This window comes from Actinomyces urogenitalis DSM 15434, from assembly GCF_000159035.1.
GTDB classification, from domain to species: Bacteria; Actinomycetota; Actinomycetes; order Actinomycetales; family Actinomycetaceae; genus Actinomyces; species Actinomyces urogenitalis.
Window position 1 is genome coordinate 1,045,628 of the sequence record NZ_DS999574.1, and the last position, 19,038, is coordinate 1,064,665.

General features: G+C 67.4%; 13 protein-coding genes and 1 CRISPR repeat array (1 of these 14 running past the window's edge). Of the genes, 10 read left to right on the forward strand and 3 right to left on the reverse strand.

Translation table 11 applies throughout. The annotated features are described in order from the left end of the window. Position 1: 1 nt before the first annotated feature. The 4 genes from HMPREF0058_RS04540 (at position 2) to HMPREF0058_RS04555 (ending at position 4,049) form a co-directional block, all read left to right on the forward strand. The gene (locus HMPREF0058_RS04540) at positions 2–406 is read left to right on the forward strand and encodes a DUF2550 family protein (RefSeq protein WP_006548517.1); all 405 of its coding nucleotides are present in this window, start codon (positions 2–4) and stop codon (positions 404–406) included. Positions 407–650: 244 nt separating this feature from the next. After that, positions 651–1,346 (forward strand): endonuclease NucS, encoded by a 696-nt coding sequence (gene nucS, locus HMPREF0058_RS04545; RefSeq protein ID WP_006548518.1) that lies wholly within the window; start codon positions 651–653, stop codon positions 1,344–1,346. A 56-nt stretch (positions 1,347–1,402) separates the two neighbouring features. Beyond that, on the forward strand, positions 1,403–2,737 hold the full coding sequence (locus HMPREF0058_RS04550) for a DNA glycosylase AlkZ-like family protein (protein WP_006548519.1): 1,335 nt from the start codon (positions 1,403–1,405) through the stop codon (positions 2,735–2,737). Positions 2,738–2,819: 82 nt separating this feature from the next. Continuing rightward, complete coding sequence (locus HMPREF0058_RS04555) at positions 2,820–4,049, forward strand: N-acetylglucosamine-6-phosphate deacetylase (protein ID WP_006548520.1); 1,230 nt, start codon at positions 2,820–2,822, stop codon at positions 4,047–4,049. On the opposite strand, the gene HMPREF0058_RS04560 is transcribed toward HMPREF0058_RS04555, so the two are convergent. Together HMPREF0058_RS04560 and purU are read right to left on the reverse strand one after the other, a co-directional pair. Beyond that, on the reverse strand, positions 4,039–4,473 hold the full coding sequence (locus tag HMPREF0058_RS04560) for a beta-class carbonic anhydrase (protein WP_006548521.1): 435 nt from the start codon (positions 4,471–4,473) through the stop codon (positions 4,039–4,041). The two genes, HMPREF0058_RS04555 and HMPREF0058_RS04560, sit on opposite strands and share 11 nt — an antisense overlap. A 49-nt stretch (positions 4,474–4,522) precedes the next feature. Beyond that, entirely contained in the window at positions 4,523–5,434 is a 912-nt protein-coding gene (purU, locus tag HMPREF0058_RS04565; protein ID WP_006548522.1) for a formyltetrahydrofolate deformylase, read from the reverse strand. 322 nt (positions 5,435–5,756) lie between these two features. Between purU and HMPREF0058_RS12675 the strand changes: the two genes are divergently transcribed. Both HMPREF0058_RS12675 and HMPREF0058_RS04575 read left to right on the forward strand, forming a co-directional pair. Next, positions 5,757–6,188 carry a hypothetical protein gene (locus HMPREF0058_RS12675; RefSeq protein WP_024036065.1) on the forward strand — a complete coding sequence of 144 codons (432 nt, stop codon included), beginning with the start codon at positions 5,757–5,759 and terminating at the stop codon, positions 6,186–6,188. A 675-nt stretch (positions 6,189–6,863) separates the two neighbouring features. Continuing rightward, positions 6,864–7,172, forward strand: a complete 309-nt coding sequence (locus HMPREF0058_RS04575) for a hypothetical protein (RefSeq protein ID WP_006548526.1) — start codon at positions 6,864–6,866, stop codon at positions 7,170–7,172. Between the two features lie 134 nt (positions 7,173–7,306). Here the strand turns inward: HMPREF0058_RS04575 and HMPREF0058_RS04580 are convergent, their stop codons facing one another. Beyond that, complete coding sequence (locus HMPREF0058_RS04580; RefSeq protein WP_006548527.1) at positions 7,307–8,446, reverse strand: ROK family transcriptional regulator; 1,140 nt, start codon at positions 8,444–8,446, stop codon at positions 7,307–7,309. A gap of 124 nt (positions 8,447–8,570) precedes the next feature. On the opposite strand from HMPREF0058_RS04580, the gene HMPREF0058_RS04585 reads away from it, so the two are divergent. The 4 genes from HMPREF0058_RS04585 to HMPREF0058_RS04600 all read left to right on the forward strand — a co-directional run bounded on the left by HMPREF0058_RS04585 (position 8,571) and on the right by HMPREF0058_RS04600 (position 13,914). Then, complete coding sequence (locus tag HMPREF0058_RS04585; protein ID WP_006548528.1) at positions 8,571–9,467, forward strand: carbohydrate ABC transporter permease; 897 nt, start codon at positions 8,571–8,573, stop codon at positions 9,465–9,467. After that, positions 9,460–10,281 carry a carbohydrate ABC transporter permease gene (locus tag HMPREF0058_RS04590; RefSeq protein WP_034237049.1) on the forward strand — a complete coding sequence of 274 codons (822 nt, stop codon included), beginning with the start codon at positions 9,460–9,462 and terminating at the stop codon, positions 10,279–10,281. Before HMPREF0058_RS04585 ends, HMPREF0058_RS04590 begins: the two co-directional genes overlap by 8 nt. A gap of 28 nt (positions 10,282–10,309) precedes the next feature. Beyond that, the gene (locus HMPREF0058_RS04595; protein ID WP_006548530.1) at positions 10,310–11,578 is read left to right on the forward strand and encodes an ABC transporter substrate-binding protein; all 1,269 of its coding nucleotides are present in this window, start codon (positions 10,310–10,312) and stop codon (positions 11,576–11,578) included. Between the two features lie 140 nt (positions 11,579–11,718). Continuing rightward, positions 11,719–13,914: a glycoside hydrolase family 31 protein gene (locus HMPREF0058_RS04600; protein WP_006548531.1), complete on the forward strand. Its 2,196-nt coding sequence runs from the start codon at positions 11,719–11,721 to the stop codon at positions 13,912–13,914. A 131-nt stretch (positions 13,915–14,045) separates the two neighbouring features. Next, positions 14,046–19,038: a CRISPR direct-repeat array (repeat unit 28 nt; unit sequence GGCTCATCCCCGCTCACGCGGGGTCGAC) (it continues 894 nt past the right edge of the window).

Consider the following 19,038-nt stretch of genomic DNA (forward strand, 5'->3'; position numbering starts at 1 on the left):
GATGACGGCAACGGGCTGGTGCGTGCTTGCGGTGCTTGCCGCCGCGCTGGTGCTCGTCGCCCTCATCCTTCTGCGGGTGCGCCTGCTGGCCAGCCAGGTCGGTTCCTTTGAGTGCGCGCTGCGCCGTCCGCAGGACCGCCGCTGGATGAGCGGGGTCGCCTGCTTCGGTGACGAGGCGGTGGAGTGGTACCGGCTCATCTCCCTGTCCTGGCGCCCGAAGTTCCGTATGCCTCGCGAGGACATGGTTCTGACGGACGCACGACGGCGGGGTACCGCCGGTCGCGTCGTCGACGTGGCCTGCCAGGTGGGCCAGGCACGCTACGACCTGGGCATGCTGGAGGACTCCCACTCGGCCCTGGTGGCGTGGCTGGAGTCGGCGGCGCCCACGCAGCCGCGACTGTTCTAGGCGTCCCCCGGCGCCATGCCTACCAGGGTCTGCCAGCCCCTCCGGTGGCAGGGCCTGGGACTAAGCGGGACGACGGCGCAGCCTGGCCGAGCGCTGCCACCCCGGCGCCGATCGAGGCGATCCTGGGGGTCGGGCTGTACGGCACGGCGGGGCCCTGGAGGAGGCGGGCCGGGTGATGGCGACAGGAGGCTACGGACTGCCGGGTGGCTAGGCCGTGCCAGGCAGTGCCGGTAGGCTGCCCGGCGTGCGTGTTGTCATTGCCTCCTGCTCCGTGGACTACTCCGGTCGCCTGGACGCCCACCTTCCCCGAGCCAAGCGCCTCATCATGGTCAAGGCCGACGGCTCGGTGCTTGTCCACTCCGACGGCGGCTCCTACAAGCCGCTGAACTGGATGAGCCCTCCCGCGCGGCTGGCGGAGGTCGAGGTAGACGAGGAAGACGCCGAGATCGGCGTGGTCCAGCGCTGGGAGGTCTCGGCCACCAAGACGGACGACCGGCTCGTCATTCGTCTGTTCGAGGTCTTCTCGGATGAGTCGATGGACCTGGGCGTGGATCCGGGACTGACCAAGGACGGCGTGGAGGCTCACCTGCAGGAGCTCCTGGCCGAGCAGACCGAGCTCATTGGGCCCGGCTGCCGACTGGTGCGCCGGGAGTACCCCACCCCGATCGGCCCGGTGGACCTGCTCGTCCGCGATGGCGAGGGCCACGCGATCGCGGTGGAGGTCAAGCGCGTGGGCGGGATCGACGGTGTCGAGCAGCTGACCCGCTACCTCGACATGCTCGACCGCGACCCGCTGCTGACCCCGGTCCGCGGTGTCTTCGCCGCCCAACAGATCAAGCCGCAGGCCCGGGTCCTGGCCGAGGACCGCGGTATCCGCTGCGTCGTGCTGGACTACGACGCCATGCGTGGGATGGACGATCCCAGCTCGCGGCTATTCTGAGCCCGTCCGCGCACGAGACCCAGGCCCCTGCTCCCGGTGCCAGGCAAGGAGGCTTGATGACGACGTCGAAGCGCAGCCCCGCCCGTCAGCTGGCGGCCCCGGGCTCGTCTGCCCGTGAGAAGTCGCTCCTGCGCATCGTGGCTCAGGGCCTGGTGGCACAGACCCAGGCGCCGGACCCGGCGGAGGCAGTGCGACGCCAGCTGGCCATCCAGGGCCAGCAGCCGTCAGCTGTGCCTCACGCGATCCTCTCGCGCGTGCCGGTAGGACTGACACGTCAGGACGTTGACGCCGCCTTCCAGGCCGGAGCACTGGTTCGCTCCTGGCCCATGCGCGGCACGGTGCACATCACCACGGCGGCGGACCACCACTGGATGCGGGTGGCCCTGGCCCACCGCATGGATGGCTGGATGGCAGGCGACCGCCGGGACTACGGCCTGGATGAGACTGTCCTCTCACGGGCAGGCACGACGGCGCTGGCGGCGCTCGGCGCAGCCCGCCGCGAGGGCCGGGCGGGGCTGACCCGCGCTGAGCTCGTCTCCGCCTGGCAGGAAGCCGGCGTGCTTCAAGGACTGCTTAAGCGCGGGATGCCGCAGCCCGCTGCACGCCGCCACCTCATCCTGGCCCTGCACGTCACCGGCGTCCTGGTCCAGGGCCCGCGACAGGGCAACGAGCACCTGCTCGTGGACGCCACACAGCTGCCCGGCGCGCATCTGGGGCCAGGGGGCAGTGGCGGCGGGCATGGCGGCGACGGACACCGCCAGGCGCTCGCCGAGATCGCCAGGCGGTATGCCACGAGCCACGGCCCGGTCAGCGCGGCCGACCTGGCCCGCTGGACCACTCTGCCGGTGGGTGAGAGCCGGCGGGCGCTGGAGGACGCCGTCGAGATCACCAACGCCGCGGGCTTCGCTGCCGGCCAGGTCGACGCTGCTGAGCGCGGCTTTGTGCCTCTGGTCCGTGCGGTCGCCAAAGGAGGCGATCGCGGCCGGGTACGGGCGCTGGAAGGCCAGGCAAGCGTGCAGGCGGCTGCGCCGTCGTCGGGCTCTCGGCGGGCAGATGACGTGCTCTACATGCGCGCTGATCTGCCCGACCTGTTGGCCGGCAGCCGGGCGGCCGCCCAGGGCACGCTGTTCCTGGCCTCCTTTGACGAGCTGCACGTGGGCTACAAGGACCGCCTGTGCCTGACGAACGAGGCGGGGGAGCACCTCATCTGTCCCTCCAGGAACGGCATGTTCCGACCCCTCCTGGTGGACCGGGGGCGCGTGGTCGCTGTGCGTCCGGTGGGTCAGGGGCTCACGTGGGCGCAGGACGCCAGACGATCAGCCAGGCTCGAGCGAGCTGTCGAGCGGGCGGTTGGGCGGATGGAGGCCCGGCTGAGCGCCGGTCGGGGCTGAGAACGTACGGGTGCCGGGCCAGCGCTCGGAGCCGGGGCGGCTCGCCTGGCTGGTCTGGACCACTTGGCATAGGCTGGCCCCTATGAGCACCGTTGCTTTCACTGGCCGAGTTGTTACCCCCTTCGAGATCATTGAGGACGGCGCGGTCGTCATCACTGACGGACATATCGCCTGGGTCGGCGAGACCAGCCAGGCCCAGCAGGCCGGTTTCGGTGAGGAGATCGCCCACGCCACCGCGGCGCCGGAGGACGGCTACCTCATCCCCGGCCTGGTGGACGTCCACTGCCACGGCGGGGGCGGGGAGTCCTTCCCCAACGCCACCACGCGCGAGCAGGCGATGACGGCGGTCATGGAGCACCGCCGTCACGGCACCACCAGCTTGGTGACCTCATGCGTGACGGCCAGCGGCGAGGTCCTCAAGGAGCGCACCCGCCTCTTCGCCGACCTCGCCGAGGAGGGCGAGATCGCCGGGATCCACTACGAGGGCCCCTTCGTCTCCGTCGAGCGCTGCGGCGCCCAGGACCCCACCTACATCACCGACCCCGACGCCACCCTGACACGCGAGCTGCTGGAGCTCGGGTGTGGGCACGTGGTCACCATGACCATCGCGCCGGAGAAGCCCGGGGTGACGGGGGATGACGGCGTCATCGAGGCACTGCTGGCTGGCGGCGCCCTGCCCTCCTTTGGACACACTGACTCCGAGTCGGCGCCGGTGCGCCAGGCGCTTGACGATGCTGAGGCCCGCATCCAGGCGCGGCTCATGGCCGGTGAGCCCGTGCGCTCACCGCTGCCGACGGTCACCCACCTGTTCAACGGCATGCGCCCCATCCACCACCGCAAGCCCGGACCGGTGCCCTCCTTCCTGGCAGGGGCAGCGGACTGGCGCTGCGTCGTCGAGCTCATTGGCGACGGCGTGCACCTGGCCCCGGAGATCGTGCGCGAGGTCTTTGACCTCGTGGGCAAGGAGAACATCGTCCTCATCACCGACGCCATGGCCGCAGCCGGGATGGCGGACGGCGAGTACGTGCTCGGCTCCCAGCCGGTCACGGTCGCCGGAGGTGTTGCTCGTCTGACCGACGGCGGTGCTATCGCGGGCGGGACCGCGCACCTCATCGACGTCGTGCGCACGACGTGGAAGGGAGGAGTGGACCTGCTCGACGCGGTCTACTCCGCCTCGGTCCAGCCGGCACGCGTCATCGGCGACGAGAGCATCGGTGCGCTTGAGGCCGGACGGTGGGGTGACGTCGTCGTCACGGACGCTGAGCTCAACCCTGTGACGGTGGTGCGCCGCGGCGCCGTCGTCAGTGACTGACCTCGGTCAGGGCGCCCGTGGCGACGTCGTAGACGAAGCCGCGGGCGCGCTGTCCTGCCGGGACGTGCGGGTCTGAGGCCAGGGCCGCCATCATCTCGCGCAGGTCCGCCTCGGCGGACCGGAAGCCCCCAGGCCGCCAGGTCGGGCGGATCCCGGTGCGCTGAGCCAGACGGTCCGCAAAGTCCTGGTCCGTCAGGCCCTCCATCCCACAGTCCGTGTGGTGGACCAGGGCGATCTCCTCCACCCCCAGGGCGTGCTGGGTGATCGCGAGCGAGCGGCGGACGTCGTCGGTCAGGACGCCGCCGGCGTTGCGGATGACGTAGGCCTCGCCGTCGTCCAGCCCCAGGACCGCCAGCGGGTCCAGACGGAAGTCCATGCACGCGACGACGGCCAGACGGGGCTTGGGAGAGCGTGAGGCAGCCATAGACCTAGTGTGCCGCAAAGGCGCTCGCGCGTGCGCGGACGCGCGAGCGTCAGGCGAAGACGACGGTGCGGTGGCCGTTGAGCAGCACCCGGTGCTCGGCGTGCCACTTGACGGCCTGGGCGAGCACCCGGCGCTCGACGTCCTGGCCCTTGCGCTGGAGCTGGAGGGCGGAGTCGGCGTGCGAGGCGCGGGTGACGTCCTGCTCGATGATGGGGCCCTCATCCAGGTCCGGGGTCACGTAGTGAGCGGTGGCGCCAATGAGCTTGACGCCGCGGTCGTGGGCCTGCTGGTAGGGCTTGGCACCCTTGAAGGAGGGCAGGAAGGAGTGGTGGATATTGATGACGTTGCCGTGTAGCGTCTCGCACAGGGCAGGGGAGAGGATCTGCATGTAGCGGGCGAGCACCACGAGCTCGACCTCCAGGGAGTCCACGAGCGAGAGCAGCTCGGCCTCGGCCTCCGCCTTGGTGTCCTTCGTGACGGGGATGTGGTGGAAGGGCACGCCGTAGAACTCAGCCACGTCCCGCAGGGTCTCGTGGTTACCGACCACGCCGACGACGTCGATGGGCAGGCCCTGGCTCTTGGCGCGGAAGAGCAGGTCGGACAGGCAGTGGCCCTCCTTCGAGACCATGAGGAGGGTACGGATGGGACGGTCGGCCTCGTCCAGGGACCAGCGCACCTCGTAGGTGGCGGCGAGCTCGGCGATATCCGCCTCCAGCTCGGTGCGCGGGACGCGGGTGAGGACGGCCACACGCATGAAGAACAGGCCGGACTCTGCGTCACCGAACTGCTGGGACTCAGTGATGTTGCCGCCCCGACGGGCCAGTGCCCCTGTGACCGCGTGGACGATGCCGGGGCGGTCCGGGCAGGACAGGGTGAGGACCAGGTGCTGGGCGTCGCCTGGGGTGGGACAGGAGACTGGGGTGGCCGCGGTCGCAGGCGTGGTGGTCGGGGCTGAACTCATGGCCAGAGGGTAGCGGCGGTGATTGACCGGGATGTTTCGGGTCCGCGAGGCGGACTGAGAGGCAGGTGGCCTTGGTAGTCTGTGAGTGTGACGCTCGACTCATCACGAGAAGACGAGAACGCCGACGTCGACGAGCCGAAGTTGGGGCTGCGTGACCTTCCTGCTCGGGACTGGATCATCATCGGCGTCGTGCTGGGCGCGGTGATCGGTGAGCTCATGTGGCTGGTGCTCTCGCCGATCGGCCCCTACGCGCTGCTGAAATACGCAGGGCGTGTACTGATACCGGCTGCGATGGCGGTGTTCGGCATCGGCGGGATCTTACGTGTGCCTCGGAACGTTCCAGCTCGCCTGGATGGGGAGGGGGCGGCCTCGCGCCCTCGTCGTCACGGGGGTGGCGGGGCTGGTGGTGCTGGTGCCACTGACTGCTGGGGCAAGCGCCTGCACGGTGTGGTGGGCCGCGCCGGTGGTCCAGGACGCGCTCAGCGGGCCGCAACGACGTGTGGTCGAGCGGTGCGAGGGCTGGCAGACGGGGAAGGACTCCAGGACCGAGGAGGAGAGTGGAGCCGCCGGCTACCGACTGGTGATGGCTGACGGCGTGGTCGAGGAGCGTCAGGACGTACTGCGGCACCGATCGGCCTGGGACAAGCGGCTGCCTGCGAGGTTGCAGGAGCTGTGCAGCGGCGAGGGCGGGCCCTCCTTCGAGCTGGTGGTCTACCCGCGCACCGGCGGGATCCGGGACGTGCGGGTGCGCTGAGACGAGACCTAAGGTCTGGGGTCTGTGTTTCCGTGGTCCTGGTGAAACCACGGTGCCTCGTCCTCGCGACCAAAGGGGATACGGCGACCGCAGGACCTGCAGACCCACTCGTAGCGGGTCTGGTCGGTTGTCATCCGTGCATAGCGGCAGCGCCAGCCACAGCTAGGGCCCTCGCCTTCGCTTGCCAGGGTTGAAGCGACGTAGCGGCTGCTACGACCTGGGTGGTCGGTCTGTGTGCGGCGTCTGCGGATGACGGTGCTGAGAGCCCACATCGCCGGGAGCACGACCAGGAGCACGAGCGCTGTGCGCCCGATCAGGAACGCGATGAGGTCGCCAAGGTTGGAAGGCATCAGTCTCGCATGCTGTCTGCGGGTGAGGAACAGATTCGTTCTGTCTGTGGTCTATCGGGGATAGATAGCTGCGAGGTAGACCAGGGACGACGAGGAGGTGAAGTCTCGGTGAGAGGTAGTGGAGCGGGGGTCTCGAGCCCGGACAGGTCCAGGAACAGGCTTAAGACAGCTCGTCGTCGAAGTAGTTGTTATCGATCTTGGAGAGCGTGAAGCGGCGGGTCTCGTGAACAGCGACGCCGTCGCTCCTTAGCGGAGGACAGGGTGACCGGAGGGGATGAACTGATGGTGACGATGACCTCAACGATCTGACGGTTACCATCAGTTCATGAGCGCTATCCAGACGCACGTTGAGGGGACTGACTACGACACTCTCCTCAACGAGGCGCTGCCGCTACTCCAGCTGAACTTCAAGAGCCGTACCCTCTCAGGGTTCCACGGAGGCGAACAATTCCTCGGCGCACATGACGTGGTCATGATGTGCGCCGAGCGAGGCATCCGCCTCAGCGACGAGGCGCTGGCGGACCTGGAGCTCGACGCGACAGACAGCCTGGACGACGACTGGCACACCTACCGCCGCTACGCCGCCCGGTCCCTGGACTTCATCGCCCAGATCCGCGCCCTGGACAACGCATAGAACCACCAGCCAGCACCTGGAAGGCCGCCCGCCGCGCTCGCGGACCGGGTGGTTCTGTTGTCTCAGCTTCCCGTATGCCTGTCTTCCTGAAACGGGCAGAAAGAATCGCTCGCGGGTACTGGGCCCAGTGGTTTCTAGGACGCCCGTCTGCCGACGATGGGCGAGGCGAAGACCAACGAGGCCGCTCCGTACGCCCAGGTGTCTTCGGACCAGGGCTGGACCGTGACCGGGATGTCCCGGCGGTGGATGGGCAGGCGCGACCTGAACCCGTGGGAGAAGCCGGCCTCCCACAGCGGCCATACATCGACTCCCTCGCCAGAGATCGTCACGGTGTCCGGATCGAGGAGATGGACGAGATTCGCTGCGGCGCGGCCCAGGAGCAGTGCGGCGTGGTAGAAGACTGACCGTGCCGCCTCATTGCCGCTCAGGGCCAGAGCATTGAGATGATCCTTGCCTTGGGTTGCGGTCAGCAGGCCGGCCTTGCGAGCCTGGCGGACAAGACCGTCGTCGCCGATGAGGGCCTCCAGGCAGCCGGAGAGGCCACAGGAACAGGGCACGTCGCTCTCAGTGATCATCGTATGGCCGAGCTCTCCGGCACCGCCGCGTCCGCCGTGGATGATCTGCCCCTGGCTGGTGAACGCCGCCCCGATGCCGATACCGATGGTGATGAGAAGGTCGTCTCCTGTGGGCTGGGGTGAGTACAAGCGGTGGGCGAGGAGGAGGGCGTTGACGTCGTTGTCTATGATGACCGGCAGACCCGTGCGCTCACGTACGAGCCGACCCAGGTCCACCTGGTTCCAGCCCAGAATGGGAGCAGTGACGATGTCCGGGTCCTGGGGCTTGCTGAATCCTGGGATCGCAAGCCCGACTCCCATGAGCTCGTCCTGGTGTGAGCGTGCGGCCTGGGCCACGGCCTGGGTGATCTGATCCAGAGCGCCGGGGGAGCGCATGTCAAGGTCGAGCGAGGTGCTGGGTCCTTGCTCCTTGTTCATCTCCACCTCGGTCACGGCGAGGTGGTTGGGCGTGATCTTGACTCCGAGGGCGTAGCGTCGCCTGTCATTGAGGTCGAGCAGGGTCGCTGGGCGGCCTCCGCTGGACGCGTCCGTCCCCGCCTCGCGCAGGACGCCTTCCTCGATGAGAGAACGGGTGAGGTGGGTGATGGAGGCGGGCGAGACGCCTAGCTGTCGTGCAATGGAGGCGCGTGACAGGGGACCTCTGGTGCCGATCAAACCGATGATGGCGTCGGAGAGGTCATTTCCCACGTTGTGTCCCACAAGTCCTCCTCGCTGGTGCTGCCGCAAACATACGTCCCCTTGATCCGGCTCGGAAGTTGCTTGACAGTCATTACTTCATGTCTTACTTTAGCGCTTAAGAAAGTACTGAAGGAGTCGAACTGACATGAGTACTGCTGCAACGACGCGGCGCTCGCGGGGTGGACATGGGCGGTGGGCGGTCTTCTTCCTCGCGCCCAGCTTCCTGCCGTTAGCGCTCTTCACCTTCTTCCCCATGGCGAAGTCGGTGTGGATGAGTCTGCACAACTGGAACCTCATCTCCGCGCCGACCTGGGTCGGCGTCGAGAACTACAAGAGGCTTCTCAGTGATTCGGCAACCATCCAGGCCTTCTGGCACACCCTGCTCTACGTCCTGGGATATCTGCCCTTGGTCTACTGCGGTGGTCTGGCTCTGGCGCTTGTGCTGAACACCCGCCTTCCAGCACGAGGCCTGCTGCGGGCGGTCTACTTCCTGCCGGTCATCACCTCCTGGGTCGTGGTGGCGCTGGTGTGGAAGTGGATCCTCAACCCCAGTAGCGGTGTAGTCAACACCGCGCTGGGGGCGCTCGGTCTGCCCGAACCAGGCTGGTGGACGGACCCCCACTGGGCGATGGCGTCAGTCATCCTGGCCTCGGCCTGGAAAGACCTCGGTTTCGTTATGGTCATCCTGCTGGCCGGGCTGCAAGGAATCCCGGGGGAGCTGTATGAGGCGGCACGAATCGACGGCGCGACCTGGTGGGCCCGGCTTCGCTACATCACCGTCCCGCTCCTGACTCCCTCAACGTTCTTCGTCGTCGTTATCAGCCTCATCAACGGCTTTCAGGTATTCGACCAGGTCTTCGTGATGACTGGCGGTGGACCGCAAGGGGCCTCACAAGTCGTCGTCGGGCAGATCTATGACCTCACGTTCCGGTACGGGCGAGCCGGCGAGGCGGCGGCCCTGTCCTGGTTGCTGTTCGGCGTGATCCTGACCATCACCCTCATTCAGATGTGGGGCCAGAGGAAGTGGGTGCACCATGCGTAACCGTCGTCTGCTTGGTCGCGGAGCCTTGACGGTCCTGGTCTGCGCCGGCGCCGTGATCATGGTGTTCCCGTTCCTGTGGACCCTCATCACCTCGATCACACCTGAAGGCTCCTTGGCAGGGGGGCCCTCGCTCGTGGTGAGGAACCCGACTCTTGACGCCTACCGTGAGCTCTTCACAAGCCTGCCGATGATGCGGATCATCGCGAACTCGATCCTGGTCTCCGTGGTCACTACTGGGCTTCAGCTCCTGACCGGCGCTATGGCGGGGTACGGATTTGCCCGGCTCGAGTTCCGTGCCAAGGGACTCCTCTTTGCCCTCTACCTCGCCACCATGATGATTCCGCTGCAGGTCCTGGTGGTGCCCCTGTTCATCATGTTCAAGGACCTGCACCTGCATGACACGTACTTCGCGCTGATCGCCCCGGCGGTGGCGTCAGCCTTCGGTGCGTTCATGCTGCGTCAGGCGGTCGAGGCCGTGCCGCGAGAGCTTGACGAGGCTGCCACGCTCGACGGCGCAGGTCATCTGAGGATCTTTGCGTTCATCATCCTTCCTCTCATTAAGCCCACACTCGCCACCGTCGGCATCCTCGCCTTCATGTCCACCTGGAACAGCTTCCTGTGGCCCCTGGTGGTGATCCGGTCTCCGGAGCTCCAGACGCTTCCCCTTGGTCTAGCGACCTTGCAGGGACAGTTCACCACGCGCTGGGACGTGGTCATGGCGGGCTCGGTGATCTCCATCCTCCCCATCGCACTGGTTTACCTCTTCGCGCAGCGTCACCTCATCGCAGGCGTGGCGCACACCGGCATCAAGTAACTACCCCACTGATGAAAGGTTCACGACAATGACGTCTTTGATGACTCGCCGAGGCTTCCTCGGCGCGACGGCGACGGCGGCCTTGGCCTCTGTGGCTGCATGCACGCAGGGCTCGGCCACCCGCGACAGTGAGGAGGTCGCCGCAGACGGGTCGGTGACCATCACTTATATGAATTTCTCCGCGAACGGAGGCCATGAGGAGGACCTGCAGGCCATCGCAGACGCGTTCCACGAAGAAAATCCTCAGATCACCGTCAAGCTGGAGACCGTTCCATACGACTCCTACTTCACCAAGCTCCAGACTGCTGTGGCAGGCGGGACGGCCTCGGACGCCTTTGAGCTGAACTACGAGAACTTCGTGACCTACGCCTCCAACGGATCGCTCAAGGCGCTCGATGGGATCGACTCCAGCTCGTACAGGCCCTCGCTCTTTGAAGCCTTTACTCGGGACGGCGCCCAGTACGGACTGCCAGAGTCCTTTAGCAATGTGGTCCTGTTCTACAACAAGACGCTCTTCGAGGAGCACGGTCTTGGTGTGCCGACGTCGGAGTGGACCTGGAAGGAGGAGCGGGAAGCGGCCGAGAGGCTGACTGACACTGCCACGCAGACATTCGGCGACTACCAGCCTGTCAGCTTCCACGAGTTCTACAAGGTACTGGCTCAGTCCGGCGGTCAGTTCCTCTCCGATGATGGCACCCGGACGGCTTTCAACTCTCCTGAAGGCGTTGCAGCGGCCTCATGGCTCGTAAGTAAGCCCGGCGCCGTCATGCCGACCGCCGCTGACGGGGCGGGAGCGCCAGACTTCGACTCCGAACTGTTCAAGTCCGGCAAGCTGGCGATGTGGCATTCAGGGATCTGGATGTTCGATGGCCTTCAGGACGTTCCCTTCGACTGGGACATCGTGGTCGAGCCTGGTGAGACGACGAAGGCCTCAGCAATGTTCACCAATGGTGCGGTTGTCAGCGCGACGACGGCCAAGGCTGAGGCCGCGACGAAGTGGATCACGTACCTCACCTCCTCGTCCACGATGAGCGAAATCCGGCTCTCGTCTGCCTGGGAGCTTCCTCCCGTAGCCGATGACGCTGCCTTCGAGAGCTATCTTGACAGTGGTCAGCCTGCCAACCGTCAGGCGGTCTTGGAGTCCTTGGACAAGACGGTGCTGCCGCCGGTGATTGCCTCCCAGCAGGAGATGCAGGATGCGATGACCCAGGCGCTGGAGAGCGCGGCAGCCGGGGCGCTGTCGGTGGAGGAAGCACTGGCGCAGGCAGCCTCGAAGATCGACAGCTTGCTGGGCTAGCTCCTCCCTCAACCGAATTCGGGGCCGAGGAGAGTCGAATCCCCCCCCCCGAGCCCCATGCCTGCCCGGTTCGGCCGCCGCTCGCGCGCCGAACCGGGCAGGGAGACCACTGCCCTCAACCGACGAGAGACAACAAGAATATGACCGACATGCAGATTCTCCATCGCCCCTACGGCGTCGAGCACCCCTATGCGCGCTCCTTGGACCAACGCAGCCCTGCCGTCGCGGTAGCAGGGGAGGAGCTCATCATTGCGGCCAGGACGACGGCGCCTGCCACGGCCGTTGAGTGTGTACTCTCGCTGCCGTCAGGGACGGTACGCCTACCAATGGCCGCCGTCGATGGCGCTGACTCCGACGCCGCCTTGCTGGCTGGGGGCGACGGGCACCTCGCGGCTGCCCAAGAGGCCGCCCTGGAGGCGGACAACGGATGGCAGGTGGTACTCGCCGCCACGCCGCACGAGACGGGAACCTACTCGTTCGTGGCCTCCGGCGCCGACGGCGTTGTGCGTTCGCAGGAGTTCTCCTTGCGACCGGCCTCCTGGACACAGGAGCCGTGTGGACGCCTTGAGCTGGACGACGAGCGCCTGATTCCTGGCTCGGTACGGTGGCTGCGCTCGGCCGCAGGCATTCACAAGGTCAGGTTCGGCATTCGGTTGGCGAGCGACGAGCACGTCGTTGGATTCGGGGAGCGTTACGACTGGGTGGACCAGCGCGGGCATTGCCTGGACGCCGTCGTATTTGAGCAGTACAAGTCCCAGGGGCAGCATCACCGGACCTACTTGCCGATGCCATGGGCGATGGTCGTCTCTGAGAACACCGGTCGGGCCTGGGGCTTCCACCTTCAGACCTCACGGCGCTCGTGGTACGACGTCGCAGCGTCACAGGACGGAGTCCTCCTCATTGAGGCAGATCTTGACCCCACCACCGATCCTGCCCTTCGTGTCGCGACGTGGAGCGGAACCCCACAGGAGACCCTCAACGGTTTCCTCAACGAGGTGGGGCGAGCGACCCAGATGCCCGAGTGGGTGTTTGGACTGTGGGCCTCTGGAAACGAGTGGAACAGCCAGGCTGCGGTGATGGAGCAGGTGCATCGTCACCAGTCCGAGGGGATCCCGATCAGCGCCGTCGTCATTGAGGCCTGGTCTGACGAGGAGAGCTTTACGGTGTTCCGAGACGCCTCCTACGACGTGGGCGGAGGGCAGCTGCCTGCAGCCGAGAACCTGGTCTATCCCGCAGACGGGGCCTGGCCGGACCCAGCAGGAATGATTCATGACCTTCACGAGCGCGGTATCAAGGTGCTCCTGTGGCAGATTCCCCTGCAGAAGGCGGAGCAGAGCGACAGCGCTCTAGCACAGGCGCAGAGAGACTCCCTGCTCGCCAGCGGGCACATGGTTAGGGAGGCTGACGGTTCGGCCTATCGCAACCGCGGGTGGTGGTTCCCTGGCGCTTACCTGCCTGACCTGTCAACCGCGGCTGGACGGCGATGGTGGACGGAGCAGCGGCGCTACCTGGTTGAGGACCTGGGTGTTGACGGATTCAAGACCGACGGCGGAGAGCACGCCTGGGGGCACGACTTGTGCTATGCCAATGGTCAGCGAGGCGATGAAGCCAACAACCTCTTCCCAGTCCACTACGCGGCGGCCTACGGGGAGCTGCTGCGGTCCGCCGGAAAGGATCCAGTGACCTTCAGCCGTTCAGGCTTTGCGGGGTCACAGCCACATGGGATCTTCTGGGCCGGGGACGAGAACTCGACCTGGGAGGCGTTCCGGTCCTCGATTACCGCTGGGATCACGGCTGGCGCTAGCGGCATCGTGTACTGGGGCTGGGATATCGGAGGTTTCTCCGGGCCGGTCCCGGACGCCGAGCTCTATATGCGTGCCTTTGCTGCGTCGGCGTTGATGCCGATCATGCAGTACCACTCTGAGTTCAACCACCATCGCCGTCCGTGCCGTGACCGCACGCCGTGGAACGTGGCGGAGGCTGCAGGTGAGCCACAGGTGGTGGAGGTAGCGCGTCGGTTTGTGGCACTCCGTCAGCAGCTGCGGCCGTATTTGGCCAGCGAGGCACAGGACTGTGTTGCTGGGGGAGCGCCGCTGATGCGGGCGCTGTTCTTCGACCACGCGGACGATCCGGAGATCTGGAACCACCCGTTGCAGTACAAACTCGGCAGCAAGCTGCTTGTTCATCCTGTCACGCAGCCGGGTGCCAAGGAGTGGCAGACCTACCTTCCTCAGGGTGATTGGGAGGACTTCTGGACCGGTGAGAGGCTCCACGGCGGGCAGATGGTGACCACGGCGGTCGACTTCTTCACGGTGCCTGTGTTCCGACGGGGCTGAGATCGGTGGCCGCGCAGCGCATTGCTGCGCGGCCACCGTCTGCTCTGAGCGGCTCAGTTGGGATCAACGCAATATCCCCGAGACGTCGGGGGAGAAGGTCGCGTTTCTCGGCGCAGGCGCCCATTTGCTCCTTCGCATCTCCGCTCACGCGGGGTCGACTTTGCGGTCACCCACCGGCGGCGGCGCTTGCCGGGCTCATCCCCGCTCACGCGGGGTCGACTCCAGGGCGAGGATCTAGAGGCCTCGGCTCTGGGGCTCATCCCCGCTCACGCGGGGTCGACCTGGCCGCTACTGGACCGCCCGAGGCAAGGGCGCGGCTCATCCCCGCTCACGCGGGGTCGACGCGCAGGTGGCCTCGACCTGGTACCAGCCCGCCGGCTCATCCCCGCTCACGCGGGGTCGACGGGGCAACTCCCGGACTGAGGCCGTGCGGAAACGGCTCATCCCCGCTCACGCGGGGTCGACTCGAGTTTCATCGCCTGGATACATGCCAGGACGGGCTCATCCCCGCTCACGCGGGGTCGACTCCGGGGTCGTGGCGGGGGTGGTGGGCTCATCCCCGCTCACGCGGGGTCGACGGACCCAGCAACCGGATCTGGTGGTGCATGCTGGGCTCATCCCCGCTCACGCGGGGTCGACGATGACGTGGATATCGCCAGCACGACCGCCGCGGGCTCATCCCCGCTCACGCGGGGTCGACCTGTGGGCTGACGACGGCGGCACCACCCGCGCCGGCTCATCCCCGCTCACGCGGGGTCGACGTGCCGTGGGCTTACACGATGGAGCAGGCCCGGGGCTCATCCCCGCTCACGCGGGGTCGACGAGATTGTCGAGGCCTACGACCTGCCTGAGGACGGCTCATCCCCGCTCACGCGGGGTCGACCACCTTTCCTGTGCTCAGTCAGGGGGCGGAGCACGGCTCATCCCCGCTCACGCGGGGTCGACCTCGGACCACCGTGTCAAGGGTGAGCATTTTGGGGCTCATCCCCGCTCACGCGGGGTCGACATAAAGGTGCTTAGCAACAAAAGCGCCTTCGAGGGCTCATCCCCGCTCACGCGGGGTCGACGACTGCTACGGGGACGTAGTGGCCAAGGGTGCGGGCTCATCCCCGCTCACGCGGGGTCGACCTCACCACTTCCTAGGGGCCAGTTCTTTTCCTGGGCTCATCCCCGCTCACGCGGGGTCGACTGGTATTCAGTGGACGGCTTACGGAAAGCCCGGGGCTCATCCCCGCTCACGCGGGGTCGACTAAGTACGGCAAGAATTATGTCGATGGTCGGCAGGCTCATCCCCGCTCACGCGGGGTCGACCTGTCACTGCCTCGGGGATGGACCTTCGTCCGGGGCTCATCCCCGCTCACGCGGGGTCGACCTGGCCGCCATTAGCCAGCAGCGCAAGAATCGGGGCTCATCCCCGCTCACGCGGGGTCGACCCAAGGCCGGGGGTCTGGACTGGAAGAGCCTGCGGCTCATCCCCGCTCACGCGGGGTCGACCTAATGGCGGCCAGGAAGTCGAGGCTAATACCCGGCTCATCCCCGCTCACGCGGGGTCGACTGCTGATCCGAGGTCTACCGCCGGGGGCTGGCCGGCTCATCCCCGCTCACGCGGGGTCGACAAGTCGCCACTTCGACTTCACGCCCTCGGGACCGGCTCATCCCCGCTCACGCGGGGTCGACCAAAGCCCGGCACGGAATCAGCGGGATCATCCGGGCTCATCCCCGCTCACGCGGGGTCGACCCCCGGTACCACACAAAAAATGGCCGAAAGGCCGGCTCATCCCCGCTCACGCGGGGTCGACTTGCGGCCAGTTTCAGAGACCGCGCGGATCGTGGGCTCATCCCCGCTCACGCGGGGTCGACCGGCGCCGGACGGGGCCAGGATACTGGCGCTGAGGCTCATCCCCGCTCACGCGGGGTCGACCGCGGCACCGTGGCAGAGGTGCGCCGGGGTTGGCGGCTCATCCCCGCTCACGCGGGGTCGACGTGGTCACCATCTAGACCCGACCGCGGAAGTTGGGCTCATCCCCGCTCACGCGGGGTCGACGTTTATAAAGGTTTTCAGGGGTCAGGCAAGACGGGCTCATCCCCGCTCACGCGGGGTCGACCCAAGACGCGGGAGGGGCAGAAACAGCACCGCGGGCTCATCCCCGCTCACGCGGGGTCGACTTCACCGGTCTACGCAGATGAGTACGCTGATCCGGCTCATCCCCGCTCACGCGGGGTCGACCAGGGGCCCGATCTTCTCCCCGATCCCGGACAGGGCTCATCCCCGCTCACGCGGGGTCGACTCTGCGCGCCTCCCACGATGTTGGGGGGCGCGGGGCTCATCCCCGCTCACGCGGGGTCGACACCGCCGCCGCCCTGGACCTGGCAGGGACCGTGGGCTCATCCCCGCTCACGCGGGGTCGACATGAGCACTTTGGTCGCCTAGTCCGCGCTCCAGGGCTCATCCCCGCTCACGCGGGGTCGACGCTTGAACTCAACGAGGCGGGCACGCGCTTCCGGGCTCATCCCCGCTCACGCGGGGTCGACTCTCCAATCACGCGGATCGGTCTCGAACCCAACGGCTCATCCCCGCTCACGCGGGGTCGACGCTCGCTCGCGTGCGGTGCTGCGTGATGTGCATGGCTCATCCCCGCTCACGCGGGGTCGACTGCGCAGGACCCGTAGGTTGCGGGAGTTCTCCTGGGCTCATCCCCGCTCACGCGGGGTCGACATAAGCCGCACCGACAGGCGTGACGGCCCGGCGGGCTCATCCCCGCTCACGCGGGGTCGACGTCGCCACCCAGCACCCCAACTACCCCGGCGAGGGCTCATCCCCGCTCACGCGGGGTCGACACGATCCGTCAGGCCCGCGCCGCTGGCTGCCAGGGCTCATCCCCGCTCACGCGGGGTCGACCCGACTCCTCGACAGACTTCAAGTTCACAGCGCGGCTCATCCCCGCTCACGCGGGGTCGACCCACTTCCCTACAGTGCTGGCACCTTTGACACCGGCTCATCCCCGCTCACGCGGGGTCGACAGGAACGCCGGATATGCGACGACTCTTCTTCCCGGCTCATCCCCGCTCACGCGGGGTCGACTAGGGGGCGACCGGCAGCGTCGTGCCGGTGACCGGCTCATCCCCGCTCACGCGGGGTCGACGCAGGCTTGCGGAAAGTTGGCCAGTCGATACGCAGGCTCATCCCCGCTCACGCGGGGTCGACGTGCCGTAGCACCAGTCCGTGGGCCATGCGAACGGCTCATCCCCGCTCACGCGGGGTCGACCCCGGGCGGCCCCCGGTGATGCCTCCGTACTCGGGCTCATCCCCGCTCACGCGGGGTCGACTGTGTGCCCGACAGGGGGCGGTCGTAGTCGTCGGGCTCATCCCCGCTCACGCGGGGTCGACTCGTCAGGCGGGACAGACAGCGGCGGCATCCTCGGGCTCATCCCCGCTCACGCGGGGTCGACTCGTCAGGCGGGACAGACAGCGGCGGCATCCTCGGGCTCATCCCCGCTCACGCGGGGTCGACGATCTCCTCATAGGTGGGGGCAACAAGACGCAGGGCTCATCCCCGCTCACGCGGGGTCGACTCCCGCTGCTTCCGTGGCAGCAAGAGACCTTGAGGCTCATCCCCGCTCACGCGGGGTCGACCCCGCCGGCATCCTGTCCTCCCCGTCCGCCACCGGCTCATCCCCGCTCACGCGGGGTCGACTCAGGGGCCCGATCTTCTCCCCGATCCCGGACAGGGCTCATCCCCGCTCACGCGGGGTCGACCACGGTACGGATAGACCGGCTCACTGGTCCGGGGGCTCATCCCCGCTCACGCGGGGTCGACGGCTGGCACCCTCATGTCCATGTGCTGCTGTTCGGCTCATCCCCGCTCACGCGGGGTCGACCATCGTCATCTCAAGACCGATGTCTGAAGCGCCGGCTCATCCCCGCTCACGCGGGGTCGACATGGCCCGTTATGCGGTGATGGGCGTGAAGTGGGGCTCATCCCCGCTCACGCGGGGTCGACGAGGGCCTGGCCGACGTGCGCCGCGATCTGGCGGGCTCATCCCCGCTCACGCGGGGTCGACTATCCGCCGAAGGTGCGGATGGGGGTGGTGACGGGCTCATCCCCGCTCACGCGGGGTCGACAAATACGCGACGTTATCGCGGATAGCGAGGAGGGGCTCATCCCCGCTCACGCGGGGTCGACGACGTCGGGGATACGGGCCTTGAAGAACTGTCCGGGCTCATCCCCGCTCACGCGGGGTCGACCAAGAGTTACGCGAGTTAAGCCTCGCCCATGCCGGCTCATCCCCGCTCACGCGGGGTCGACGAAACACTCACCTACGACAAATTAGAGGGCGCGGGCTCATCCCCGCTCACGCGGGGTCGACCCCTTAGTCTGAAAAGCCTGGTCATTGAGGCCAGGCTCATTCCCGCTCACGCGGGGTCGACGTCAGGGCTGCCAGGACCTTGAAGGTGTCCTTGGGCTCATCCCCGCTCACGCGGGGTCGACTACGCCACCACACGCAACCCCGCCAACCCCACGGGCTCATCCCCGCTCACGCGGGGTCGACTCGTCGTGGGAGTCGAGTGAGGGCGTGCGGTCCGGCTCATCCCCGCTCACGCGGGGTCGACATAAAGGTGCTTAGCAACAAAAGCGCCTTCGAGGGCTCATCCCCGCTCACGCGGGGTCGACGTCGTACGCGGTATATCGAGCTTCTGCGCTGCCGGCTCATCCCCGCTCACGCGGGGTCGACATCTTCCGCCCCAACAACAAGGGTGCCCTCGCCGGCTCATCCCCGCTCACGCGGGGTCGACCCGCCAATCCCTCGGGTCTACCCCATCAAGTACGGCTCATCCCCGCTCACGCGGGGTCGACACCGTCATGCCACGCGGCGAGTTCATCCGCGCAGGCTCATCCCCGCTCACGCGGGGTCGACTACCTGCGCCCCATCGAGGACGCCATGACCGCGGGCTCATCCCCGCTCACGCGGGGTCGACGTCGAGGGCCTGGGCGTTGTCGTCCATGGCGCGGGCTCATCCCCGCTCACGCGGGGTCGACGAGACCCCGGACGTGACGGCGGAGCGGATGCCGGGCTCATCCCCGCTCACGCGGGGTCGACTGCGCGAGGTCACCGTCGGCACTG

Bases quoted from the DNA above. Each gene is read 5' to 3' on its own strand.
- HMPREF0058_RS04575 (WP_006548526.1), top strand. From the start codon at position 6,864: ATGAGCGCTATCCAGACGCACGTTGAGGGGACTGACTACGACACTCTC.
- HMPREF0058_RS04600 (WP_006548531.1), top strand. From the start codon at position 11,719: ATGACCGACATGCAGATTCTCCATCGCCCCTACGGCGTCGAGCACCCC.
- HMPREF0058_RS04595 (WP_006548530.1), top strand. From the start codon at position 10,310: ATGACGTCTTTGATGACTCGCCGAGGCTTCCTCGGCGCGACGGCGACG.
- HMPREF0058_RS04585 (WP_006548528.1), top strand. From the start codon at position 8,571: ATGAGTACTGCTGCAACGACGCGGCGCTCGCGGGGTGGACATGGGCGG.
- HMPREF0058_RS04550 (WP_006548519.1), top strand. From the start codon at position 1,403: ATGACGACGTCGAAGCGCAGCCCCGCCCGTCAGCTGGCGGCCCCGGGC.
- purU (WP_006548522.1), bottom strand. From the start codon at position 5,434: ATGAGTTCAGCCCCGACCACCACGCCTGCGACCGCGGCCACCCCAGTC.
- HMPREF0058_RS04555 (WP_006548520.1), top strand. From the start codon at position 2,820: ATGAGCACCGTTGCTTTCACTGGCCGAGTTGTTACCCCCTTCGAGATC.
- HMPREF0058_RS04540 (WP_006548517.1), top strand. From the start codon at position 2: ATGACGGCAACGGGCTGGTGCGTGCTTGCGGTGCTTGCCGCCGCGCTG.
- HMPREF0058_RS04590 (WP_034237049.1), top strand. From the start codon at position 9,460: ATGCGTAACCGTCGTCTGCTTGGTCGCGGAGCCTTGACGGTCCTGGTC.
- HMPREF0058_RS04560 (WP_006548521.1), bottom strand. From the start codon at position 4,473: ATGGCTGCCTCACGCTCTCCCAAGCCCCGTCTGGCCGTCGTCGCGTGC.